Annotated in this window: 17 protein-coding genes and 1 pseudogene; 7 read left to right on the top strand and 11 right to left on the bottom strand. The window is 57.2% G+C overall.

Annotated features, from left to right (window positions below):
* Positions 1 to 34 precede the first annotated feature (34 nt).
* A pseudogene (gene aldA / locus PU624_RS13080) lies at positions 35 to 1,471 on the top strand (aldehyde dehydrogenase).
* Between the two features lie 307 nt (positions 1,472 to 1,778).
* Here the strand turns inward: aldA and PU624_RS13075 are convergent.
* Positions 1,779 to 3,047, bottom strand: coding sequence for an MFS transporter (locus PU624_RS13075; RefSeq protein WP_283545325.1), 1,269 nt, complete (start codon positions 3,045 to 3,047; stop codon positions 1,779 to 1,781).
* Complete coding sequence (locus PU624_RS13070) at positions 3,044 to 4,465, bottom strand: M20 family metallopeptidase (protein ID WP_283545324.1); 1,422 nt, start codon at positions 4,463 to 4,465, stop codon at positions 3,044 to 3,046. Before PU624_RS13070 ends, PU624_RS13075 begins: the two co-directional genes overlap by 4 nt.
* 141 nt (positions 4,466 to 4,606) lie before the next feature.
* Between PU624_RS13070 and PU624_RS13065 the strand changes: the two genes are divergently transcribed.
* Complete coding sequence (locus tag PU624_RS13065) at positions 4,607 to 5,521, top strand: LysR family transcriptional regulator (protein ID WP_283545323.1); 915 nt, start codon at positions 4,607 to 4,609, stop codon at positions 5,519 to 5,521.
* A gap of 352 nt (positions 5,522 to 5,873) precedes the next feature.
* Here the strand turns inward: PU624_RS13065 and PU624_RS13060 are convergent, their stop codons facing one another.
* A complete protein-coding gene (locus PU624_RS13060; RefSeq protein WP_283545322.1) occupies positions 5,874 to 7,469 on the bottom strand; it encodes an ABC transporter substrate-binding protein in 1,596 nt (531 codons plus the stop codon).
* 127 nt (positions 7,470 to 7,596) lie between these two features.
* Here PU624_RS13060 and pepT point away from each other — a divergent pair, with 127 nt between their 5' ends.
* Entirely contained in the window at positions 7,597 to 8,823 is a 1,227-nt protein-coding gene (pepT, locus tag PU624_RS13055) for a peptidase T (protein ID WP_283545321.1), read from the top strand.
* A 36-nt stretch (positions 8,824 to 8,859) separates the two neighbouring features.
* Here pepT and PU624_RS13050 read toward each other — a convergent pair whose 3' ends face one another.
* Both PU624_RS13050 and PU624_RS13045 read right to left on the bottom strand, forming a co-directional pair.
* Positions 8,860 to 9,636, bottom strand: coding sequence for a transporter substrate-binding domain-containing protein (locus PU624_RS13050; RefSeq protein WP_283545320.1), 777 nt, complete (start codon positions 9,634 to 9,636; stop codon positions 8,860 to 8,862).
* A 60-nt stretch (positions 9,637 to 9,696) separates the two neighbouring features.
* Positions 9,697 to 10,863, bottom strand: a complete 1,167-nt coding sequence (locus PU624_RS13045) for a methionine aminotransferase (RefSeq protein ID WP_283545319.1) — start codon at positions 10,861 to 10,863, stop codon at positions 9,697 to 9,699.
* A 125-nt stretch (positions 10,864 to 10,988) separates the two neighbouring features.
* On the opposite strand from PU624_RS13045, the gene PU624_RS13040 reads away from it, so the two are divergent.
* Positions 10,989 to 11,870, top strand: coding sequence for a LysR substrate-binding domain-containing protein (locus tag PU624_RS13040; protein ID WP_283545318.1), 882 nt, complete (start codon positions 10,989 to 10,991; stop codon positions 11,868 to 11,870).
* Here PU624_RS13040 and PU624_RS13035 read toward each other — a convergent pair.
* The 4 genes from PU624_RS13035 to PU624_RS13020 all read right to left on the bottom strand — a co-directional run bounded on the left by PU624_RS13035 (position 11,828) and on the right by PU624_RS13020 (position 18,375).
* Positions 11,828 to 13,492 (bottom strand): methyl-accepting chemotaxis protein, encoded by a 1,665-nt coding sequence (locus tag PU624_RS13035; RefSeq protein ID WP_283545317.1) that lies wholly within the window; start codon positions 13,490 to 13,492, stop codon positions 11,828 to 11,830. The two genes, PU624_RS13040 and PU624_RS13035, sit on opposite strands and share 43 nt — an antisense overlap.
* A 217-nt stretch (positions 13,493 to 13,709) precedes the next feature.
* Positions 13,710 to 15,230 carry a carboxylesterase/lipase family protein gene (locus PU624_RS13030; RefSeq protein WP_283545316.1) on the bottom strand — a complete coding sequence of 507 codons (1,521 nt, stop codon included), beginning with the start codon at positions 15,228 to 15,230 and terminating at the stop codon, positions 13,710 to 13,712.
* 399 nt (positions 15,231 to 15,629) lie between these two features.
* Positions 15,630 to 16,973 (bottom strand): 2-oxoadipate dioxygenase/decarboxylase HglS, encoded by a 1,344-nt coding sequence (gene hglS / locus PU624_RS13025; RefSeq protein ID WP_283545315.1) that lies wholly within the window; start codon positions 16,971 to 16,973, stop codon positions 15,630 to 15,632.
* A gap of 67 nt (positions 16,974 to 17,040) precedes the next feature.
* Positions 17,041 to 18,375, bottom strand: a complete 1,335-nt coding sequence (locus PU624_RS13020; RefSeq protein WP_283545314.1) for an MFS transporter — start codon at positions 18,373 to 18,375, stop codon at positions 17,041 to 17,043.
* A gap of 322 nt (positions 18,376 to 18,697) precedes the next feature.
* On the opposite strand from PU624_RS13020, the gene PU624_RS13015 reads away from it, so the two are divergent.
* On the top strand, positions 18,698 to 19,618 hold the full coding sequence (locus PU624_RS13015) for a LysR substrate-binding domain-containing protein (protein ID WP_003853723.1): 921 nt from the start codon (positions 18,698 to 18,700) through the stop codon (positions 19,616 to 19,618).
* On the opposite strand, the gene smrA is transcribed toward PU624_RS13015, so the two are convergent.
* Entirely contained in the window at positions 19,615 to 20,181 is a 567-nt protein-coding gene (smrA, locus tag PU624_RS13010; RefSeq protein ID WP_283545313.1) for a DNA endonuclease SmrA, read from the bottom strand. The genes PU624_RS13015 and smrA overlap by 4 nt on opposite strands.
* Positions 20,182 to 20,497: 316 nt before the next feature.
* Here smrA and fnr point away from each other — a divergent pair, with 316 nt between their 5' ends.
* Together fnr and uspE are read left to right on the top strand one after the other, a co-directional pair.
* Positions 20,498 to 21,250 (top strand): fumarate/nitrate reduction transcriptional regulator Fnr, encoded by a 753-nt coding sequence (fnr, locus tag PU624_RS13005; protein WP_283545312.1) that lies wholly within the window; start codon positions 20,498 to 20,500, stop codon positions 21,248 to 21,250.
* A 117-nt stretch (positions 21,251 to 21,367) separates the two neighbouring features.
* Entirely contained in the window at positions 21,368 to 22,324 is a 957-nt protein-coding gene (gene uspE / locus PU624_RS13000; protein ID WP_283545311.1) for a universal stress protein UspE, read from the top strand.
* A 45-nt stretch (positions 22,325 to 22,369) separates the two neighbouring features.
* Here uspE and pntB read toward each other — a convergent pair whose 3' ends face one another.
* Positions 22,370 to 23,758, bottom strand: coding sequence for a Re/Si-specific NAD(P)(+) transhydrogenase subunit beta (gene pntB, locus PU624_RS12995; RefSeq protein ID WP_283545310.1), 1,389 nt, complete (start codon positions 23,756 to 23,758; stop codon positions 22,370 to 22,372).

Below are 23,758 nucleotides of genomic sequence, written 5' to 3'. Positions count from 1 at the left end.
TACTGCAACGTATCGATAGCGGAGAGTTAAGCGAATGACAACACATCATCAACATTACATTCATGGCGGATTCGTCGCTCATCAGGGTGACCAGTGGATTGAGGTGATCAACCCGGCGACAGAAGCGCTGCTGTCACGCATTCCCGAAGGCACTCGTCAGGATGCCCGCCTTGCCATCGACGCCGCAGAGGCGGCTCAGCCGGGATGGGAAGCGCTGCCTGCGGTTGAGCGCGGCGTCTGGCTGCACAAAATCGCCAGCGCCATCCTCGACCGCGAACCTGAACTGACGGCAACCATTGTGGCGGAGGGCGGCAAAACCCAGGGACTGGCGAAGACCGAAGTGCTGTTTACCGCCGACTATCTTGATTATATGGCCGAATGGGCGCGACGTTATGAAGGGGAAATCATCAACAGCGACCGCCCCAGTGAGAACATCTTCCTGTTTAAAAAGGCGATTGGCGTCACGACCGGGATTTTGCCGTGGAACTTCCCCTTCTTCCTGATCGCCCGAAAAGCGGCGCCGGCCCTGATCACCGGCAACACCATTGTCATTAAACCCAGTGAGCTGACCCCGAACAATGCGGCGCTGTTTGCCGACATCATTCATAAGCTGGGCCTGCCTGCGGGTGTCATCAATGTTGTCTATGGTCTGGGGCCGGAAGTGGGACAGGAGCTGGCGGCAAACCCGAAAGTCGGGCTGGTGAGCCTGACCGGCAGCGTCGGTGCCGGTATCGCCACCATGGAAGCCGCTGCTAAAAATGTCACCAGAGTGTCGCTGGAACTGGGCGGCAAAGCCCCCGCCATCGTGATGGATGATGCCGATCTCGATCTGGCGGTGCAGGCGATTGTGAGTTCACGGATGATCAACAGCGGCCAGGTCTGTAACTGCGCAGAGCGGGTCTATGTGTAGGAAGGCATATACGATCGTTTTATCAGCGCACTGACCACCGCGTTTCAGCAGGTGACATTTGGCGATCCGGCCGAACGCAGTGATATCGATATGGGGCCGCTGATAACGGCTGCCGCCCGGGATCGGGTTGAGCAGAAAGTGGCGGATGCCGTCGCCGCCGGGGCCAGAGTCGTGCTGGGCGGCAAGCGCGCCGGAAACAAAGGCTTCTTCTTCGAACCGACGCTGCTGACCAATGTGCGTCAGGAGATGGCGATTATGCAGGAGGAGATTTTTGGCCCGGTGTTGCCGGTGATGACTTTTAAAACGCTGGATGAGGCGATTGCCCTGGCTAACGACTGCGAGTATGGGCTGACCTCCTCGATTTACACCCGGAATCTCAATACCACCATGATCGCGCTGCGGAAACTGAAGTTCGGCGAGACCTACGTAAACCGCGAGAACTTCGAGGCGATGCAGGGCTTTCATGCCGGATGGCGTAAGTCGGGTATCGGCGGTGCCGATGGGAAACATGGACTGGAGGAGTATCTGCAAACCCATGTTGCCTATTTACAGTTCAGTTAAGCGCAGGCTCGATTTTCAGACCTGACAGATTAGTGACAAGACTGAATCAGTGTGAATCTGGCAGCATCCCATAGGCTCAACACGCAGGGAACACGGTCAGAGGAGGAAAGCGTCCCGCGCCTGTGACAAAAACGCCGGGAGCGTTTTTGAACAACGCAACGCGTTGGCCCGGCAACGGGCGCACCTCAGGGATGAGGTGCGTAATCGTGCGGGCCGGGCATGCCAGGGATGGCGGCTTTTGCGACTTTCCGATCTGACCGTGTTTTCTGCGCAGGCTCGATCTCACCACAGAACGTTCCTGGCTCTGCTATGCCACCCGCTTACTGCAGCGCAGCAGCGCGATGCCACTCAGCACCGCTACTCCCATCAGGTAATAGCCTGGCGCCAGGCTGCTGCCGGTGGCGGCAATCAGCATGCTGCAAATCAGCGGCGCAAACCCGCCAAATACCGTCACAGCCACGTTGTAACTGATCGCCATACCGCTGGCGCGCGTGGTCGCCGGGAAGAGATCCGCCATCACCGACGGCACCGTGGAGAAATAGACTGACTTAAGCAGTGCCATCCAGGCCACCAGCAGGATCAGCGTCGTGGGCGTGGTGTGATCGACCATCCATTTGAAAGCAGGATAGATGGTCGCCATCAGCAGCAGCAGCGATCCCCACATCAGCGGCAACCGGCCAATCCGCTCTGCCCACAACCCCATGATGGGCGTCACCACCGTCAGGATAATTCCCGCGATCAGCGTGGCGGTGAAGGCGACCGATCCCGGCAGATGCAGGGTTTTGGTGGCGTAGGTCGGAATGTAGTTGAGCATGTAATTGACTGCGGTCGAAATCACCATCACGCCAATCGCCAGCGTGATCAGCGCTTTCTGCCGCCCGAACAGCGTTTTCAGCGGCGCGGCTTCTTTCTCCTGCGTGGCAAAGCTGGCGGGCTCCTGCACATGACGGCGGATGTAGATCCCCAGCGGGCCAATCAGCAGACCGAAAGCAAACGGAATGCGCCAGCCCCACGCCTGAATGTCACTTTCACTCAGCCAGTGGGTCAGCCCCAGCCCGAACGCCGAAGCCATCAGCGTGCTGGCCCCCTGGGTGGCGAACTGCCAGCTGGCGATAAAGGCTTTACGCTCGGGAAAGTGCTCCACCAGGAAGGCGGTCGAACTGCCAAATTCACCTCCGGCTGAGAAGCCCTGAATGAGTCGCGCCAGGATGATCAGCAGCGGTGCCGCCAGACCGATGGTGGCGTAGCCCGGCATAAAGGTAATGATCGCCCCGCCCAGCATCATCAGGTTAATCGACAGCAGCAGCGCCTTTTTACGGCCGTGACGATCGGCATAATTGCCGAGCACAATGGCGCCTAGCGGACGGATCAGGAAGGAGATACCGAAGCTGCCAAAGGTCAGCAGCAGCGACACCGACGGATCGCTGACCGGAAAGAAGACGTGCGCGATGTAGCTGGCGAAAAAGCCATAGACCGCGATGTCGAACCACTCCAGCGCGTTGCCGATGCAGGTGGCGAACAGCGTTTTGTGCAGGCTGGGTTTCACCTGCGGGGTAGTCTGCGCGATGCTACTCATTGTTCACCTCTCCGCCACTGATGGTGGCGCGTCATCAGCTGTTCGCCCTCTTCGCCCAGTTGCCAGAACAGCCGGGTCATGATCGCCAGGCCTTCGCGTGCAATAGAGTTGAGCATGTGTTCGTTAACGCCGTGCTGGCCGCAGGCGGGATAGGAATGCGGCACCCACAGCGTCGGCAGGCCAAGGATATCGGCGAAGACCTCATTCGGTAGTGAACCGCCAAGATTCGGCAACAGCGCCGGTTTTTTACCGCTGCTGCGGGCCAGCGTATCCAGCGTCCAGGCCACCAGCGGATCCTGCGGATCGAGCCGTGTTGCCGGTGAACCGCGCAGAAACTCCACTTTGACGTTATCGAAGCCGTGCTGATGCAGGTGACTTTCTAGGTGCTGCACCAGGTTTTCCCAGTCAGTGCCGACCACAAACCGCAGCTGACAGACCGCCGTGGCGCTGCCCGGAATGGCGTTCATCGGGCGCGCCGGATTGCCGGTTTCAAAGGCCAGTACCTCCAGCGTGTTCCAGCCATAAAGCCGCTCTGCAGGCGTCAGGCCAGGCTCGCCCCAGCCTTCTGCCAGCGCCGGATCGCCTGGCATGCCGCCCACCTCAATATCACTGAGGATGGCGCGCACCGCGTCGGTCAGTGAGTCCGGTTTCAGCGCAGCGACCTGCAATACGCCCTGCGCATTCACCAGGCAGGCGATCGCATTCGCCAGCTGGGTACCGGGATTACTGAGCAGTCCGCCCCAGTTGCCGGAGTGATAGGCGTTGTCACGTGCGCGGATGGTCAGCCGAAAGTTCGCCGCGCCACGCGACCCCAGGAACAGTGTCGGCCGCAGTGCGTTGAGTCGTGGGCCATCCGAGGCGATAAAGAGATCGGCCTCTAAGAGTGCCTGCTGCTGCTGGCAGATCGCCGCCAGCCCAGGCGAACTGATCTCTTCACCCATCTCAAAAAGGATTTTGCAGTTGAAGCCCAGCGTTTCACCGCGCGCCTGCCAGACCTGCTCCAGCGCCACAAGATTAACGCAGTGCTGGCCTTTGTTGTCCGCGCTGCCGCGTCCATACAGGCGATCGTCTTCGGCTGTGAGTTGCCATGGCGATAAGCCTTCGCGCCAGTTTTCATCGTCGCCGAATACCACATCGCCGTGGCCGTAGCAGAGCAGCGTCGGTTTTAGCGGATCTTCAATGCGGGTGGCGATCAGAAACGGCGGGCTGCCGGGTTGCGGATTGTCAAACGGGTGCAGCGTGAATCCCATTTTCGCCAGCTGCGGGCCAATCTCCTGCTGCAGATAATGGTCCAGCTCCGCCCGTCTGCTGGCGTGCTGGCTTTCGGTCACGCAGGCGACGCGCCGTGCCAGCAGCTGCTGAAACTCACCGCTGTCGAAATAGTGCATCGCCTGGTCAACTGCCTGTTGCTCTGTCATGTTTGCCCTGTCTGTTATTTTTATCGTGCTTTATCTTTGACAAACTTCTCTCTTTGCCACAATTATCAATTTATCGAGTGAGCTTTGCTTTTAAAGCAACGCACCGCTGCCCTTTTATGATGCGTTATTGCCGGAGTGACCATGTTAAGCAGCGAGATCCGCTATTTCCTGGCGGTGGTTGAGAGCGGCTCGCTGAGCGCCGCCAGTGAGCAATTGTTTGTCGCGGTGTCGGCGATCAGCCGTCAGATTCAGCGGCTGGAAGCGCAGGTCGGGGTGCCGCTGTTTGAGCGGCATGCGCGCGGCATGGTGTTGAATGAGGCGGGTGAGATTTTTGCGCATCACGTTCGTAAAAGTCAGCTCGATATGGAATATGCGCTGGCGGAGATTAAGGGGTTGAAGGCGGTACGCCGCAGTCTGATCCGTATCGCCTGTACGGATGGGATGGCGTTCAGTCTGTTGCCTGGCCTGCTGGCGGAGTTTCGCCTGGCGAATCCCGGTGCGCTGTTTGCGATTAACGTGACACACTCGCAGGGCGTGGCGGCGTGCGTCAGGGCGGGTGAATGTGATGTAGCGCTGCAGTTTAGTCTGCAGCCGGAGCGCAGCGTTGAGGTGCTCGGCTCGTGGCCCGCGCCGGTGTTGCTGGCGATGCATGAGTCACATCCGCTGGCGTCACGTGAGGTGACACTGGGCGATCTCCATCGCTGGCCGCTGGCATTACCGGGTCACCACACCACCGTGCGGCAGCTGTTTGATCTCTCCTGTCAGATGAATGACTGTGTGGTTGAACCTGTGCTGACCTGCGACTATTTCGCTACGCTTTATCACTTTTTGCTGCATACACCGCAGGCGGTGACCATCTGCAGCGCGTTTACGCTGTTGTTTGAGCGCGAGGCGCAAAATCTGGTATTGCGGTCGATGGGGGTGGATCAGTTGAGTCAGCGCACGCTGCAGCTTCAGACGGTGTCGGGACGTCAGCGCAATGCGGCTCTGACGCTGTTTCTGCAGTTTTTACAGCAGCGGCTGACGGAGAGGGATCAGCAGGTGAGGATGGGATAACAAGCCCGTGGGACTATACACTCTTGACGTCTTTACAGACTTGTTACAAGCAGCGGTAAGATCGAGGTAGCTAAGGGAACACGACCCGATCGGAAAGTCGCAAAAGCCGCCATCCCTGGCATGCCCGGCCCGCACGATTACGCACCTCATCCCTGAGGTGCGCCCGTAAACGGGCCAACGCGTTGCGTTGTTCAAAAACGCTCCCGGCGTTTTTGTCCTGGTGCGGGACGCTTTCCTCCTCGGGTCGTGTTCCCTTCGCGTTGAGCTTATTTATTGCTGTCAGATCTATCCTGACTTTGGTGCATAAGCAGAGACTAACTACGGAGCAGGCCTCTGGGTTTGTGGCAGTCGCTTACTGCTTAATATCAACCTGATAGAAGATATGCTTGCCGAACGGATCGACCTGATAGCCGCTGACCGATTTGCGTACCGGCTCGAAGATGGTGGAGTGCGCAATCATCACGGCGGGCATCTGGTCATGCATCATCTGCTGCGCCTGCAGATAGAGCGCGGTGCGTTTGCCCTGATCCGGCTCGGCGCGGGCTTCGGTGATTAACTTATCAAACGGCTGGTAGCACCATTTTGAGGAGTTAGAACCGCCCTGCGCAGAGGTGCAGCTGTAGAGTGGGCCGAAGAAGTTATCCGGATCGCCGGTCGCGGTAGTCCAGCCCATCAGCGCGGCCTGATGCTCGCCGCTGCGCACGCGTTTCAGGTATTCGCCCCACTCATAGCTGACGATGTTGGCTTTGATGCCGACTTTGGCCCAGTCCGACTGAATCATCTCCGCCATGCGCCGCGCATTCGGGTTGTAAGGTCGCTGAACCGGCATCGCCCAGAGCGCAATCTCCGTCCCCGGTTTGACGCCTGCCTGCTGCAGCAACGCTTTGGCCTTTTCCGGGTCATAGTCGTAATCTTTCAGATCTTTGTCCGCGCTCCAGACGCCCGGCGGCAGGATATTTTTCGCGACCGTGCCGGTGCCTTTAAATATCGCCTCAATGATTGCCGGTTTGTTGATTGCCATTGCCAGCGCCTGGCGCACTTTGACGTTGTCGGTTGGCGCTTTCGTGGTGTTAAACGCCAGGAAGCCGGTGTTCAGACCCGCCTTCTGTTCCAGGGTGATATCCGGATTGGCGCGCATTTTGTCGAGATCGGCGGGGTTCGGGAAAGGCATCACCTGACACTCGTTCTTCTCCAGCTTGGCGTAACGCACGGAGGCGTCGGGTGTGATGCTGAATACCAGCCGGTCGAGTTTCGCCTTGCCCTGCCAGTAGTCCGGGAACGCTTTGTAGAGGATGCGCGAATCTTTCTGATACTGCACCAGTTCAAACGGGCCGGTGCCAATCGGGTTCATATCGACCTTCTCCGGCGTCCCCGCTTTCAGCATGGCGTCTGCATATTCAGCCGAGTGGATCGAGGCGAAATACCACGCGAGATCGGCAAGAAACGGGGCTTCCGGATGGGCAAGCGTGAAGCGCACGGTGTGGTCATCAACCCGGTCGATACTTTTAATCAGCGTGGAGAGTTCGAGGCTTTCGAAGTTGGAATAGGTGCCGCCAGAGACATTATGGTAGGGATTTTTCGGGTCCATCTGGCGCATAAACGAGAAGATCACATCATCGGCGTTGAAGTCGCGGCTGGGTTTGAACTGTTTGTTGCTCTGGAACTTCACGTTCTTACGCAGATGGAAGGTGTAGACGGTGCCATCCGGGCTGATCTCCCAGCTTTCCGCCAGGCTCGGCACCAGGTTCGTGGTGCCGGGTGTGAAGTCCACCAGCCGGTTGAATACCGGTACCGCACTGGCGTCAACACTGGTTCCGGAGGTATAGAGCTGAGGGTTAAAATTCTCTGGTGATCCCTCAGAACAGTAGACCAGCGTTTTGGCGTTAACGCTGCCAGCCAGCGCTATCCCCGCAGTAACAAGCGCTAAGGTGGCTATCTTGATTTTCATTATCATCCTCGCTTTGTATTGACTTCCGGTGATCACAATATCTAAATGAATCATTCAGATGCTTCATTGATAGCACGATTCGGCACCATAGCGAACCCCGCCCATGGCTGACTAATAAGGAATAGTGATGACAGACAAACTTGAGTCGCAACTCACCGAACGATTTTTCCGTTACCTCGCCGTCAGCAGTCAGAGCGATGCCAAATCCACGACTCTGCCGAGTACGCCGAGCCAGCACGCCATGGCGGAACTGCTGGCGGACGAGCTGCGGGCGCTGGGGCTGGACGAGGTGGTGATTGATGAACATGCTACGGTGACGGCGGTTAAACGGGGCAACCGTCCAGACGCTCCGCGCATCGGGTTTATCACGCACATCGATACCGTTGACGTGGGCTTATCGCCCGATATCCACCCGCAGATCCTCACCTGGCAGGGTGACGATCTCTGTCTGAATGCAGAGCAGGATATCTGGCTGCGCCGCGATGAACATCCGGAGATCGCGCCTTATGTGGGTCAGGAGGTGATCTTCAGCGACGGCACTAGCGTGCTGGGTGCAGACAACAAAGCGGCGGTTAGCGTGGTGATGACGCTGATGGCGAACCTCAAAGGGGATCATGGCGATATCGTGGTGGCCTTTGTGCCGGATGAAGAGATTGGCCTGCGCGGGGCGAAAGCGCTGGATCTGGAAACACGCTTCAACGTCGATTTTGCGTGGACCATCGACTGCTGCGAACTGGGCGAAGTGGTGTACGAGAACTTTAATGGAGCCGCGGCTGAGATTGTGTTTACCGGCGTTCCGGCACACCCGATGTCGGGCAAAGGCGTGCTGGTCAATCCGCTGCTGATGGCCCATGACTACATCAGTCTGTTTGATCGTCAACAGACACCGGAGCACACCGAAGGTCGCGAAGGCTATATCTGGTTCAATGAGATTCAGGCCAACGCCAGCAAGGCGACCCTGAAGGTCTCAATCCGTGATTTTGATCTGGCCAGCTTCGCGGCACGCAAGCAGCAGCTACAGCAGGCGGCTGAAGAACTCGCGGCGCGGTATCCCACCGGTGAGGTGAGTATCACTATCAGCGATATCTACAGCAACATCAGCAATGCGCTGGGTGAGGATCGTCGGGCAATTGACCTGATCTTCAGTGCCTTTGCCGCGCTGGAGATTGAGCCAAAAGTGATTCCGATGCGGGGCGGCACGGACGGGGCGGCGCTGTCAGCTAAAGGGTTGCTGACGCCAAACTTCTTTACCGGCGCGCATAATTTCCATTCACGTTTCGAGTTTCTGCCGATCACGTCGTTTGTGAAGTCCTATCAGGTGGCAGAAAAACTCTGTTATCTGGCGGCAGGTTAAGCAGGAAAATCGGGCGCAGAACGCGCCCGATTGCGATTATGGCTTCGCGCTGACATCAATACCCGGGAAGTATTTTTCAGCCAGCTTTTTGATGGTGCCATCGCCCTGCACTTTAGCGATCGCCGCATCCAGTTCCTGCTTCAGCTTCGCGTCATCTTTGCGCAGGCCGTAACCGATGCCCGAACCAAGAATCGCGTCATCTTCGACTGGCTTGCCGACAAAACCAAAGCCTTTGCCCTGCGGCTTATCGAGGAAGCCCGACTGGCCGGCAGCGGACATCACCAGCGTGCCATCAAGGCGGCCCGCGACCATGTCGTTATAAACCTGGTTCTGATCCTGATACGACGTGACCGTTACGCCCTGCGTCTCCCAGTGCTTCTTCGCATAGGTTTCCTGAATCGATCCCTGCAATACACCGATGTTTTTACCTTTGAGGCTTTCAGCGGTCGGTGCCAGATTTTCACCGTTCTTCGCCACTAACATGGTCGGAATACGGTAGATCGGCTGCGTGAACGCAATGCTTTTCGCGCGCGCTTCGGTGATGTTCATCGCCGAGTTAATGGCGTCGAATTTCTTCGCCTGCAGTGCCGGGATCAGCGCATCAAAGCTGCTCTCAACCCAGTGGCAGCTGAAATTGCCCGCTTTACAGATGGCGTTACCCAGCTCGATATCAAAGCCTTCCAGCTCACCCTTGGCGTTGCGGCTTTCAAACGGCGGATATTGTGACTCCACGCCGTAACGTAAATCCTGTGCCAGTGCCTGTACCGATGTCATCATGCCCAGAGCGAGAAAAAGCGCGTTCAGTTTCTTCATTATTTACCCCGAAAAGTCCTGGTTACCTGTTCCCGGTGCTGCTCCACGCGGTGGCGTGATTCAGTGAGAAAAAGCACATAGCGCAGCCGCGCCAGCCTCTAGTGTCGCCTCGTCTTTCGCAAAAGAGAGACGAATCAGTTTGTTGTCAGTGCCATCCATATAAAACGCCGACAGCGGTATGGTTGCCACACCGTTATCGACAATAAGACGTTTTACCATTTCACCGTCTGGTTCGTCACTGAAATGTCCATAGCTCGCGAGCATGAAGAACGAACCGGCGCTCGGCAGCAGCCGGAATGGGGAGTTCTCCATCAGCGCGATCAGCCGATCGCGCTTCTGCTGATAGAAAGCGTTAAGCGACAGATAGTTCTCCGGCGTTTGCAGATAGTGTGCGAACCCCACCTGCATCGGCGTATCGGCGGCGTACATCATAAACTGATGCACTTTCACCAGTTCAGTCATCAGCTCCACCGGTGCCAGACAGTAGCCGACCCGCCAGCCGGTAACGTGGAAGGTTTTACCAAACGAGGAGACGATAACACTGCGCGCCGCCAGCTCCGGGTGCGTCGCCATCCCGCAGTGCGGGCGGCCATCAAACAGAATATGTTCGTAAACCTCATCGGAGAGCACCACGATATCGGTGTTGCGAATCAGAGCCGCCAGCTGATTGAGATCGTCGGGCGTCAGTACCTGCGCGCTGGGATTGTGCGGCGTATTAATGATGATCATGCGGGTGCGTGGCGTGATCGCGGCCCGCAGTTGATCCCAGTCGATCGCAAATGACGGCACCTGGAGCTTCAGGCCTATCGGTGTTGCGCCCTGCAATCGCACCACCGGCGCATAACTGTCAAATGCCGGTTCAAAGAAGATCACCTCGTCGTCCTTATGGACCAGCGCGGTAATCGCCATATAAATTCCCTGGCTGGCGCTGCCGGTGATCAGCACCTCACTGGCGGTATCATAGGACTGCCCATAGAGCGCCTGCACTTTGCTGGCGAGCGCCTCACGTAAGGCGGGCAGACCCATCATGGCGGCATACTGATTGTGCCCCTCCTGCATCGCACGGCTGACTGTGTCAACCAGCGCCGGATCACAGGGGAAGTTGGGTGCGCCCTGCGACAGGTTAATTGCCTGATGCTGCGCCGAGAGCTGGCCAATTACGCTGAAAATAGTGGTGCCGACGTCCGGCAATTTTGAGTGGATAGCGACAGGCGTTTTCAGGGACATATTCTCTCCGTCAGGGGCATAACCGGTCAGATCCGGTAAATAACTATTCAACGGGCTGCGGCTTGAGTCGGCAAGCGAAATGTCGTCATAATAGCCATGATAAAAATGCATAGCTGAGGTTCAATGTGTCACGCTCATCGCTGCCGCTTAATGCCATACACGCCTTTCTGGTGACCGCCCGATACCTGAATCTGACTCACGCTGCCCGTGAGCTGTGCCTGACGCAGGGTGCCGTCAGTCGCAAGATTGCCGCGCTGGAGCAGTGGCTGGGCGTAACACTGTTTGACCGCCACGCACGTGGCCTGCGGCTGACGCCACAGGGCGCTTCGCTTTTGCCGGAATTACAGCAGGGTTTTGAGCTGATGGTGCAGGCCAGCGAAAAGGTCCGCCGCACTCAGGTCAGCATTCGCCTCAAAGCCCCGACCTGTGCGTTGCGCTGGCTGGTGCCGCGGCTGATGGCGCTGGAACAACAGCGCCCGGAACTGCATGTCGCCCTGACGACGACACTGGATCATGCTGCGCAGCTTGAGAACTTTGATGCGGCGATTGTCTATGGCAAGCCACATTCTGAGGGGATCTGTCTGTTCAGCGAGTCACTGACGCCGGTCATGGCAGCGGATCAGCCCTGCCCGGACTCGCCGGCGGCGCTGGCCGCAATGACGTTTCTGCATCCCACCGCAGACACGCGTGACTGGCACTGCTGGCTGCAGGCGCAGCAGATGACGCTGAGCATGAAGCGGAACCAGCATTTTGCCACGATGGACTTAGCAATTAGTGCAGCGATTCAGGGGTTTGGTGTGGCGATTGCCGACAGCAATCTGGTCGAGAGTGATATTGCCAGCGGCAGGCTGATTAAGCCGTTCGCTGGCGAGGTCAGAACCGGTGCCGTTTACAGTTTACTGCAACGGCCCTCACAGGATGCGCCACCGTTCCTGGCGGAACTGGTGGCGTGGCTTTGCCGGGATCAGAAGGTGACCCAGTCGCCATTTTCAGCAGGTTTAGCCTGAGGCGCACTCAGCACGGGAGCTTTTGGCGCGGCAGGTTTATTGCTGATAGTTGGCGAGCTCTTGCGGTCGCTGGAGAGGCGGAACTTCGATACAGAGGCCTGCAGCGCTTCCGTCTGCAGTGCCAGCGCGCTCGCCGCGGCGGAGACTTCCTCAACCAGGGAGGCGTTCTGCTGTGTCACGCTGTCCATTTCGGTCACGGCCGTTCCAACCTGAGAAATGCCCTTGCTCTGCTCTTCTGAAGCGGAGGCAATCTGTTTCATGATCGCATCCACATCCTGCACCGATTTCAGAATATTATTCATGGTGCCGCCGGTGGTGCTTACCAGCTCGGCACCTTTGCCCACACGCTGAACGGACTCTTCAATCAGCGTCGCGATCTCTTTAGCGGCGTTGGCGCTGCGCTGTGCCAGATTGCGCACTTCCGATGCCACAACCGCAAAACCCCGCCCCTGTTCGCCGGCACGTGCCGCTTCGACAGCGGCGTTCAGCGCCAGAATATTCGTCTGGAAGGCGATGCCGTTAATCACGTTGGTGATCTCAGCGATTTTCTTCGAGCTGCCGGAGATGCCATCCATGGTGCTGACTACTTCACTGACCAGCTGGCCGCCACGTTGTGCCGTGGTGGTAGCGGTTTCTGCCAGCAGGCTCGCCTGGCGCGCGTTGTCGGCGTTGAATTTCACCGTCGCCGTCAGCTGCTCCATGCTGGCCGCAGTCTGCTCCAGCGCAGCGGCCTGCTCTTCGGTACGTGAAGAGAGGTCGTTGTTACCGGCAGAGATTTCTGCCGCACCGCGCGAGATATTCTCGGTGCCGCTGCGAATAGCGCTGACCGCTTCACGCAGACTGTCCTGCATGGCGCTCAGCAGTGGAACCAGTTTACCGACGCAGTTGCGACCGAAATCGGATACCGGCTGGCTGAGGTCGCCCGTCGCGATCACCGCGAAGTGGGTACGGATACTTTCCAGCGGACGGACGAGCATCGCCACCAGATAACGGTCGGTAAACAGGAGGATGAACAGACCGATAATCACCGTGATGGTGATAATGGTTTTGGTGGTCGCGGTAAGGTGATCAACTTCTACCCGGGTGGTATCCAGCTTTTGCGCTGCGCTCTGGCTGAATTTCTCTGCGCTGACGCCAAAGGCACGGCTCAATGGCGGAGTAACGTTGTTCGCCTGCTGGCGATAGGCATCCGGTGAGGCCTGACGGGCCAGCTGCAGTTGTGGCGTCACGCCCTCATCCAGCAGCTTCTGCCAGGTCTGGATTACGCCATCCACCACGTCCGGGCTCATCGGACCGGGTGCCAGCTGTTTGAAGCGCGCCAGTTGCTGGGTCATACCATCCAGCGCCTGCTGCACGGGGGCATAAGCCTCATCGGTCAGCGCTTTGCCCGCCGCTTTGCCTTCCATCACGCGGGATAAGCGCGTAATGACACGAAAATATTGATCGTTGCCTTTGCTCAGCACCGTCATTTGCTCAACCAGATGACGGTCAACCTCATTGCCTTCGCTGAGCGCACCAAGAGAGTGGATGCTGTACAGCCCGACGCCGCTCCACAGTAAGCAAAACAGCCCCAGAATCGTCAGCATCACTGCGCGAATGGTAAAATTTTTGAGCATTCCCATACCAAAATCCTATACACGTTGACCCGCAAGCGTCGGGCATAGGAGGTTTATCGGCATGCGATAGTGAAAATGTAACTGTTTTGTTACCTATTTATTTTCAGCGTCAAATGGGAATTTCTGAATTAAAATCATTTAAATTCAATGAGTTGAAATTTAATAAGCAGATTAATTCCATTCGCATAACTTAATGATTAGCAGCCTAACCTTCATCACCTGATTAAAGCCTGACCATTCGCGTCATTAACAGCCGGAAGAGTCGCATGCGGGCGCGCATAAAGTTTCGCTTCAGAACCAGCCCATCCCTGCAATTCTCGCCGAGTGACATTGTCACGTCATTACCCGGATGCCAGGCTGGCCAGACGACCTCGCCCTCAAGCTGGTGCCTGTATTCCGTAGCATCACGGGCAAAGGTAAACCAGTACTCGCTGACTCGCGCGGCGAATGCCCGATCGGCCTCGCTGAATGGCCGGGCTTCATTCGGATCCGGCATCTGGCTAAGCGTATTCAGAACATAGGGCACTTCGTTGCCGTGCCAGGTGCCGTGCGGATAAAGGTCGCGCGCATGCTCGGAGACATAATCAAACCAGTAGCGCCAGCCGGGCATTCCGGCATTGTGCTGCGCACGCATCACCAGCCACGGCATAAGACTGAAGGCCATATCGCGCGCCACCGCCCGTCCCAGCCGCTGATCGTCATGGATGTCATACATCCATTTAAGCGTCCGGTAGGTGAGACGATTTTTAGCGCGCAGCTGATGCAACACGGCGGTGGCGTCGACGCCAAAATATTCCAGTACGCTGGCTTCATCGCTGTTGCTACCCGCCATCAGCGGCAGACGGTGCTGTTTGCCAGCCAGAAAGGTTTTCAGCATCGGCTCGGGCAGGACGGCGTCACCGGCAATCGGAACCGGCGGGATCGCCAGCGGCCCTTCCAGCGACCAGAAGGCATCGGCGGGCAGTGCGCGCAGCGCATCAGCGCTGGCATCGGGCGGCAGGCCGAAATGACGGGCTACCGCCACGCCCTGCTGACGTGCTTTTTTCTGCGGCGTGTCCGGCAGGCTATACGCGCTCTGTACGATCCCTTTATGAAACAGCCCTTCTGCCAGCGGCGAACAGCAGAGGGAGAGTACGCTTCGCGCACCCGAAGATTCACCGAACAGAGTCACATTGCGGCGGTCGCCACCGAAAGCGGGAATGTTGCGCTGCACCCACTGCAGTGCGGCAATCTGATCGAGCAGGCCAAAGTTGTTCACCGTACCCGCAGCAGGATATTCAGCATCCAGGGCAGGATGTGAGAAGAAACCGAGATGGCCGAGACGGTAGTTGATTGTGACCACCACCGCGCCGCGTGACGCCAGCGGCTTGCCGCTGTAGGGTGCCAGCCCGCCCGCGCCAATGGTGTAGCCACCGCCGTGCAGCCACACCATCACCGGCAGCGGCGTTGACGGCTCAACATCGGGCGTCCAGACATTCAGGTAGAGGCAATCTTCGCTGAACTCACCAGGATCGCCACCGCCGACTGCCTGGCAGTAAGTCCGGTTTTGCCAGCCGGATGCCCCGAATGCGGTAGCGTCGCGCACCTGCTGCCAGGGCGTGACCGGCTGAGGCGGACGCCAGCGCAATGCGCCAACCGGTGCCGCCGCATAAGGTATGCCTTTGAATACGAAAAGGTCATCGTCCATGCATCCACGCAACTCACCCTCAGCAGTCATGATCCTCAGACCTGTTTCGTTTTTCATTCCTGTTTCCCTGTTCAAACGTACCTCCATTATTTGCAGGCCCGCCAGCATTGTCCAGGTACGGGAGGGATTTGCAGAATATGCCGAAGAGTAAGAGGCAGGCGTGAACAGGCTCATCAACAGGTTCAGCGAGTCAGTTGCGGTGATACGTTAACGTCGTTTATCTCTTAATCATGGGTTAATAGCCTGGCAGCACGCGTGAGCGCGTCATCAGGCTGTCACCCTGTGCGTCTCTGCCTCATAAAATCAGTCAGGCTGCTAACGGATGAGGATACTCACGCGGGTAAACCTGCGCTTGCCGGTAAAGCGTCGGGTTTTTCAGTGAATTTCAGCAAAGCCCCCGGCCTGCGCCGCTTCAGGACCATCAGCGGGCAACAGAGGCGTTGCCCGCCAGAACACTCAGGCCGGTCGCAGGCCGCACTGCGCCAGAGAGCGCTCCTGCCGTTCTTCATAGAGCGCCATCTCATCCAGCACGGCTGCGCCCAGCGCGGCTTCAAACGCCTGACGGCTGGACTGGCCAGCCGAACGGACCTGCGCCCGATCGCCGAGGTTGGACTGAAAAATGCCTGCCGCGCTCACGGGCAGGAAATCTTCATAAATGATGGGATCGGCCAGCACACGCCCCTCTTTGATGAGCGTCTCCAGCGATTCCCCCTGAGCGGGCGGCGTCGCAATGCCCTTTTCACTCAGGCGATAATGGAACCAGGCCAGCCCCTGCTGGCGCAGCGTGGTCTCGTCGTCGGGGAAATCACGGAAAATCGCCGCCAGATGTTGCTGATGCTGCTGGTTATCCTGACCGCTGCCCGCCTCACTCAGCAACCGATCGTAGAGCGCGCGTCCTGCGGGCGTCAGCGCCACACCGCGCTGTTCGATTTCACCGAAGCGCGCGGTATGCCTTCCCTGGTGCCCATCCTTAAAGATGATCGGTTCTTCCAGCGCTTTAAAGCTGGTCTGACGTAACAGGATTGGCACCTGACGACGCGGCGGTCCCTCGATCAGCGTTTTCGGTTCGATGCCACGTGACGGCATCAGTTGCTGGACGCGGTCGATATCCAGCGTGCGCGGCGTGAGATGGTTGATGTGGCAGCCGGGGAAACAGACCACGTCCGCAATCAGCCGATGCTGCTGGTTCAGCGCCTGATAGGTCTGACTGTCTACGCTGCTGTGGGCGTGCCAGCGGAAGGTTTCCAGTGCTTCAATCACAAATTCAGTGGCCTGCTCGTCAGTGAATCCGCCCTGCTGCTGATGCAGCTCCAGCAACTCCCGGCAACGGGGAGTGAAAATGTCGCGTGCGGCAAGAATTTCCGCTGCCTTTTCACGCAGCGCCTGATCGTCGATCAGTTCTGGCCGTAACAGCGAGGTAAATACCCGGAAGGGATTGCGCCGGAGTGCCGCATCGCTCACTGGCCGGAACGCCGTGGAGTGGACGGGAACACCCGCCTGGGAAAGATCGTAATAGCCCACCGGATGCATTCCCATCACCGCAAACAGCTGCCGCAGTGTGGCTAATTCGTCTGCCGTGCCCACGCGGATCGCACCGTGGCGTTCCAGGTTGAGTCGGTCGATTTCATCGGCGGCAGTGAGGCGATCTTTCAGCGCAATATCCGCTTCCAGCGCGCGGTCGTTGACGGTCGCCACCAGCTGCATCAGCGTGCCATACTGCGGCACTTCCTGCTGATACATGACTGACATCGCCTGAGAGAAACGGGTGCGGATGAGATCCGCACTGAGAAAGTTGTCCATCTTATCCACCTGACACCATGAGCGTTGCTGCTAATGTAATGCAACGCGCTGGCCTCAGTGGAAAAAATCACGAATCTGTGATCGGCTTAAAGCCGTAACGGTTTTTTAACAGCAGCATCAGGGTGGTGATCACAGCCGGTATCGCCAGCAGCAAAAAGATGAAGCTGAAGGACCAGCCGAGGGACATCATCTCTGCGCCAACAAAGGCGCTCAGAATCGCGCCAATGCGGCCCACACCGTGCATCCAGCTGGAGCCGGTCGCGCGGGCGTGAGTCGGATAATAGCTGGCAGATAACGCATTCATGCCGGTATTGGCGCCGTTGAAACAGAAGCCACTGCAGAAGGCGATGGTGCTCATCATGCCCACCTCGGCTGGCGAAAAACCGAGTGCCACAATAAACAGTCCGCCGCAGCCGTAGATCGCCGCCAGCGCCAGGTTGGCGTTGAAGCGATCCATCATCCAGCCCGCAAACAGGGAACCCAGCGTCCCGCCCGCCTGATACATCGCCGTGATAATCGCCGCTTCGGTGACGGACATGCCCAGGGTATTCACCAGTGACGGCAGCCAGCTGCCAATCAGGTAGACCATGAACAACCCCATGAAATAGCCGCCCCACAGCATGGTGCTGCCAAACAGATAGCGGCGTGAAAGGACGGTGCCTATCGCGCTGCCGGCCGGCACGGTGGCCTCTGGCGCGTAAAACGCACAGTCGGGCCGGGTTTTGCCCGGCATCATCCGGTCGAGAATCGCGTGAATGCGCTCAGCCGCTGCGCCACGGCTGATGAGGAATCGCACTGACTCCGGCAGGCCGCGAATCAGCAATGGCAATACCAGCAGTGGCAGAATGCCGCCCAGCAGCAGCACGGAGTGCCAGTTATAACGCGGTAACAGCCAGGAAGCGGCAAATCCCCCGCTGGCGGCCCCGAAGGTGAAACCGCAGAAGACGACCGTGATGAGAAAGGCCCGCCGCCGTTCAGGGGCATATTCGGCCACCAGCGTGCCGACGTTCGGCATCGCGGCACCCAGTCCCAGCCCGGTCAGGAAGCGGAATAGCATCATCTGCTCGATGTTCTGCGACAGCGCCGTTGCCAGCGTCCAGAGTCCGAAAAAGAAAACGCTTAAGATAATCATCATGCGACGGCCATAGCGGTCAGCCAGCGGCCCCGCCACCATCGCACCCAGCGCCAGCCCGATTAAGGCGGCGCTGATGACGACCCCAAGCTGCTGATTCGTTACGCCCCACGCGGCTTTCAGCGTCGGCGCAATAAATCCCATGATCGCAATGTCCATGCCATCGAGTGCCACCACAATAAAACAGAGCGCAATGAGCCGCTTTTGCCAGTGGCTCAGCTCCTGCTGGTTGATAAGCTGGCGGACATCTACCGCCTCGACGCTGGTCAATGAACACTCCCCGGGAGTTACGAAATCTGGCATCAGTTTAAGTAAAAAAAACGGCGTTTATGATAGCCGATCGTTAACCTTAAGCGGTCAGATTTTTAGTTGATAGTGAGAATTATTCAATTTGAAAGCGGTAAGCTGTTGATTTACAGCAGGCCTGAGGTAAGCTACTTTACGGGTATTTTCTGCTGAGTGCTTTGGGATCAATGAGTTAATCAATAAATCAGTCATTCAGCGCTGTTTGTTAAAATAAATTTGCAGCAAAGTTAACAAAATTCATTTTAAACAGTTGCCTGAAGGCGGTCATTCTCATTAAGTTTAGGATATGGAAAAAAATATCCTTTTCAATCAGCGCATTCGCTTGCGCCATTTACATACCTTTGTTGCGGTCGCGCAGCAAGGCACACTGGGCCGGGCGGCTGAGACGCTTAGCCTGAGTCAGCCTGCCCTGTCTAAGACCCTGAATGAGCTGGAGGAGTTAACGGGCGTGCGTCTGTTTGAACGTGGCCGCCTGGGCGCGCAGCTGACGACGATGGGGGAACAGTTCCTGACCCATGCAGTGCGGGTGCTCGACGCGCTGAACCATGCCGGACAGAGTTTCAATGAGCAGCCGGGTGATGCGCCGGTGATTATCCGTCTTGGGGCATTGACCACTGCTGCAATGGGGATGCTGCCGCGTATCCTGGATCGTTTTCATCAGCTGCAGCCCAACACCACCATTCAGGTGGCGACGCTGCACAACAATGTGTTGCTGGCGGGATTACGCGGCGGCGAGTTTGACATCGGCATCGGGCGGATGGCGGACAGCGACATGATGACCGGGCTGACCTACGAACTGCTGTTTCTGGAGTCGCTCAAGCTGGTGGTCAGGCCGGAGCATCCGTTATTAAGTGACAACGTCACCCTTTCACGGGCGATGCAGTGGCCTGTCGTGATTTCGCCTGAGGGCACTGCGCCGCGCCGTATTGCGCAGCAGATGCTGGACGAACAGGGTTGCACTCTGCCGCCGCACTGTATTGAAACTTCATCGACTTCACTGGCGCGTCAGCTGGCGCTTCGCTACGACTATATCTGGTTCGTTCCTTCCGGCGCGATTAAAGAGGATCTCAGCCACAACGCGGTCTGTGCGCTGCCGATTAACTCGTCCGGGCCAGGCGAGCCCGTGGGCATCATTACCCGCACCGGCGCGGAACTGAGCCTGAGTGCCGAGGTGCTAATGTCCACCATTCGTAAGTTTCACAGCTAGCGGCTGCGTTTCGCATGCCGCTCGCGGTTTTCAAGGCGCGCCTTATCCGTTTTGCGCAATCCCACATACAGTGCCCCGGCTCCGCCATGGCGGGTCTGGGCCACGCAGAAAGTCTGCACATCATCAAACTGCTGTAACCAGCGCGCCAGATAGCTGCGCACAATATTGGCATGTGATTCGTTATCCCGGCCTTTACCGTGAATGATCAACAGATTCCGCAGCCCCTGTTTGTGCGCCTGCATCATAAAGTTAAACAGTGCCTGACGGCAGGTTTCGACTGGTTGCCGCAACAGGTTAAGACTGGCATCCAGCTTATACTCACCCCGGCGCAGTTTATCCAGAATACCCTGCTGGATACCGTCGGCTTTAAATTCCAGCGGCGTGTTAAGCGGCACAATCTCCAGATAACCGCGGGTCAGGAAATTTTCCTGCTCCGATTCGCCCGGCGGTTTGCGGGGCGCTTTGGTCGAAGGGGCTTTGAGCCACAACGTAGTGGTGGTGTCTTTTAACGGCGTGACATCGCCCATGGCATCCCGAAAGAGATCATTATCATCAAGGTTCATGGTTTTCTCACACCAGGTTAAATTGATCGAATGGGCAAAGCAGGCTTTAACAGTTAGCGTAGCAAAAGCTGCATTCGCCGGATCACCCCACTTTTTCGAACGTAACGGGCAGTGCAGAACCCCGTTGCAGATCACATAAGTGGAAACTTATCGTGACACTCTGATGTTCCGGCATTCTGAGAGGCCCGTCACATCAGCGTTTGACGTTGTGTGCTTCATCCATAATGTTTGTGGGTGTAAAACTGCTCGGATGAGTTCCCTTCAGCACAAAAAATGTTAAAATTGACCCCAGTCAATAATCGTCGAGCAAACCATTATGATCCCTGAAAAACGCAGCATTCGTCGTATTCAGTCGGGCGGTTGTGCCATTCACTGCCAGGATTGCAGCATCAGTCAGCTCTGCATCCCCTTCACGTTAAATGAACATGAGCTGGATCAGCTCGACAATATCATTGAGCGTAAAAAACCTATTCAGAAAGGGCAAACCCTTTTCAAAGCGGGAGACGATCTTAAGTCTCTGTATGCAATTCGCTCCGGCACCATTAAAAGCTACACCATTACCGAACAGGGTGACGAGCAAATCACCGGTTTCCATCTGGCGGGCGATTTAGTCGGCTTTGATGCCATCATGGGCTCGAACCACCCCAGCTTTGCGCAGGCGCTGGAAACGGCGATGGTCTGTGAGATCCCTTTTGAAACGCTGGATGACCTGTCGGGCAAAATGCCGGCCCTGCGTCAGCAGATGATGCGTCTGATGAGCGGTGAAATCAAAGGCGACCAGGATATGATCCTGCTGCTGTCGAAGAAAAATGCCGAAGAGCGCCTGGCGGCGTTTATCTGGAACCTCTCACGTCGTTTCGGCCAGCGCGGTTTTTCACAGCGCGAATTCCGCCTCACCATGACGCGTGGCGACATCGGGAATTACCTGGGCCTGACGGTTGAAACCATCAGCCGCCTGCTGGGTCGTTTCCAGAAGTCCGGTATGCTGGCGGTGAAAGGCAAATACATTACGATTGAAAACCATGCCCTGCTGGAAGAGTTAGCCGGTCAGAGCCATCAGGCCGCCTGATTCGCAGCCGGATCAATAAATCTTATTTTGTTGATCCGGCAGTAACTTTTTCACTTCTTCCGCTGTTCAACATAGGCTATCTTTATTCCAGTCGCTCTGGTTTAAGGAGAACGCCTCATGTCCCAGTACCAAAATATTCTGGTCGCCATTGATGCCCAGCAAGACGATCAGCCCGCGCTGCGACGTGCGGTCTATCTGAATCAACGCCTCGGCGGAAGAATTAAAGCCTTCCTGCCTATCTATGACTTCTCATATGAGATGACCACCCTGCTTTCGCCGGATGAACGCGCGTCGATGCGTCAGGGCGTCATCAGCCAGCGCACCGAATGGATCCGTGAGCAGGCCCGCGCTTATCTTGATGCCGGTGTCGAAATTGACATCAAAGTAATCTGGCACAACCGTCCTTACGAAGCCATTATTCAGGAAGTCCTTGCCCACCAGCACGATCTGGTGCTGAAGATGGCGCATCAGCATGACCGACTGGAGTCAGTGATATTCACCCCAACTGACTGGCATCTGCTGCGTAAATGCCCGTGCCCGGTCTGGATGGTCAAAGATCAGCCGTGGCCGGAAGGCGGTAAAGCCATTGTCGCGGTCAATCTTGCCAGCGAAGAGCCGCATCACGATGGCCTGAATCAGAAGCTGATCCGTGAGACGGTGAAGCTGGCGGAAAAAGTTAATCAGACCGAAGTTCATCTGGTCGGTGCCTACCCGATTACCCCGATCAATATTGCTATCGAACTGCCCGATTTTGATCCCAGCGTCTACAACGACGCCATCCGGGGTCAGCATCTGGTGGCCATGAAAGCGCTACGCCAGAAATTCTCGATTGGTGAAGAGTTTACCCATGTGGCTAAGGGCCTGCCGGAAGAAGTCATCCCCGATCTGGCCGCGCATCTCGGTGCCGGTGTCGTGGTGCTGGGTACTATCGGACGGACCGGCCTGTCGGCGGCGTTCCTGGGTAATACGGCGGAACAGGTGATTGACCATTTGCGTTGCGATCTGCTGGCGCTGAAGCCTGACGATTTTAAATCGCCGATTGATCTGGATGATGAAGAGGATGAGGAGGAGTGATTATCCTCTTACAGAAGACGGGCGGCTGATTAGCCGCCCTTTTTATTACAGTGCTTTGAGAATCGCTTCCACGCTGGCTTTGGCATCGCCAAACAGCATCTGACTGTTCTCTTTGAAGAACAGCGGATTCTGCACCCCGGCATAACCGGTATTCATTGAGCGTTTAAAGACCACCACGTTGTGCGCTTTCCACACTTCCAGCACCGGCATGCCCGCAATCGGGCTGCGGGGATCATCCTGCGCCGCCGGGTTGACCGTATCGTTGGCACCGATGACCAGCACCGTGTCGGTGTCACTGAAGTCATCGTTGATTTCGTCCATCTCCAGCACCACGTCATAAGGCACTTTTGCCTCGGCCAGCAGCACGTTCATGTGGCCCGGCAAGCGCCCTGCCACCGGATGGATGCCAAAACGCACTTTGATGCCAAGCGCGCGCAACCGGGCAGTTATTTCCGCAACCGGATACTGGGCCTGTGCAACCGCCATACCGTAGCCTGGGGTAATAATCACCGAGCTGGAGGCCTTAAGCATCTCTGCGGTCTCTTCAGCTGTGATCTCACGATGTTCGCCCGCTTCCTGCGTTTCATCGCCACTGCTGACTTCAGTACCAAACCCACCCGCAATCACGCTGATAAACGAACGGTTCATCGCTTTACACATGATGTAAGAGAGAATCGCACCGGACGAACCGACCAGCGCACCGGTCACAATCAGCAGATCGTTGCTGAGCATGAAACCGGCAGCCGCAGCGGCCCAGCCAGAGTAGGAGTTCAGCATCGACACCACCACCGGCATATCGGCACCGCCAATCGACGCGACCAGATGCCAGCCAAACGCCAGCGCAATCACCGTCATCAGCAGCAGCGCAAATACCTGCGCCGCGGTGCTGCTGGTGTTGACAAACCACAGCAGCAGCAGGAACGAGACCACCAGCGCCAGCAGATTCAGTTTATGACGATGCGGTAACGCCAGCGGTTTTGAGGAGATTTTGCCGCACAGCTTGCCAAACGCCACCAGCGAACCGGTGAAGGTCACGGCACCGATAAAGATACCGATAAACACCTCACTCAGATGGATATTCTCCATTACGGCGGGCAGGCCAGGCGCATGATCGATATAGCTGTTGATGCCTACCAGCACCGCGGCCAGACCGACAAAGCTGTGCAGAATAGCAACCAGCTCCGGCATTTCCGTCATTTCGACTTTCTTCGCCAGACGAATTCCGATAGCGCCGCCAATCACCATCGCCAGCAGGATCCAGACCACGTTACCGCTGTCCGGGCCGAAGATGGTGGCGACCAGGGCAATTGCCATGCCGCTGATACCGAAAATATTACCCCGCTTTGAGGTCTCATGACGCGAGAGACCGGCAAGGCTACAGATGAACAGAATCGCAGCCACAATATAGGCTGCAGTGACTAATCCGCCAGACAT

This window comes from Pantoea sp. Lij88 (assembly GCF_030062155.1).
In the GTDB taxonomy this organism is placed as follows: Bacteria; Pseudomonadota; Gammaproteobacteria; order Enterobacterales; family Enterobacteriaceae; genus Pantoea.
The sequence above is the reverse complement of the archived record's forward strand: the minus strand, read 5'-3'. Positions and strand labels throughout refer to the sequence as shown.

Coding starts and splice junctions, on each gene's coding strand:
- PU624_RS13075 (WP_283545325.1), bottom strand. CDS start 3,047: ATGAGTAGCATCGCGCAGACTACCCCGCAGGTGAAACCCAGCCTGCAC.
- PU624_RS13070 (WP_283545324.1), bottom strand. CDS start 4,465: ATGACAGAGCAACAGGCAGTTGACCAGGCGATGCACTATTTCGACAGC.
- PU624_RS13065 (WP_283545323.1), top strand. CDS start 4,607: ATGTTAAGCAGCGAGATCCGCTATTTCCTGGCGGTGGTTGAGAGCGGC.
- PU624_RS13060 (WP_283545322.1), bottom strand. CDS start 7,469: ATGAAAATCAAGATAGCCACCTTAGCGCTTGTTACTGCGGGGATAGCG.
- pepT (WP_283545321.1), top strand. CDS start 7,597: ATGACAGACAAACTTGAGTCGCAACTCACCGAACGATTTTTCCGTTAC.
- PU624_RS13050 (WP_283545320.1), bottom strand. CDS start 9,636: ATGAAGAAACTGAACGCGCTTTTTCTCGCTCTGGGCATGATGACATCG.
- PU624_RS13045 (WP_283545319.1), bottom strand. CDS start 10,863: ATGTCCCTGAAAACGCCTGTCGCTATCCACTCAAAATTGCCGGACGTC.
- PU624_RS13035 (WP_283545317.1), bottom strand. CDS start 13,492: ATGGGAATGCTCAAAAATTTTACCATTCGCGCAGTGATGCTGACGATT.
- PU624_RS13030 (WP_283545316.1), bottom strand. CDS start 15,230: ATGAAAAACGAAACAGGTCTGAGGATCATGACTGCTGAGGGTGAGTTG.
- hglS (WP_283545315.1), bottom strand. CDS start 16,973: ATGGACAACTTTCTCAGTGCGGATCTCATCCGCACCCGTTTCTCTCAG.
- PU624_RS13015 (WP_003853723.1), top strand. CDS start 18,698: ATGGAAAAAAATATCCTTTTCAATCAGCGCATTCGCTTGCGCCATTTA.
- smrA (WP_283545313.1), bottom strand. CDS start 20,181: ATGAACCTTGATGATAATGATCTCTTTCGGGATGCCATGGGCGATGTC.
- fnr (WP_283545312.1), top strand. CDS start 20,498: ATGATCCCTGAAAAACGCAGCATTCGTCGTATTCAGTCGGGCGGTTGT.
- uspE (WP_283545311.1), top strand. CDS start 21,368: ATGTCCCAGTACCAAAATATTCTGGTCGCCATTGATGCCCAGCAAGAC.
- pntB (WP_283545310.1), bottom strand. CDS start 23,758: ATGTCTGGCGGATTAGTCACTGCAGCCTATATTGTGGCTGCGATTCTG.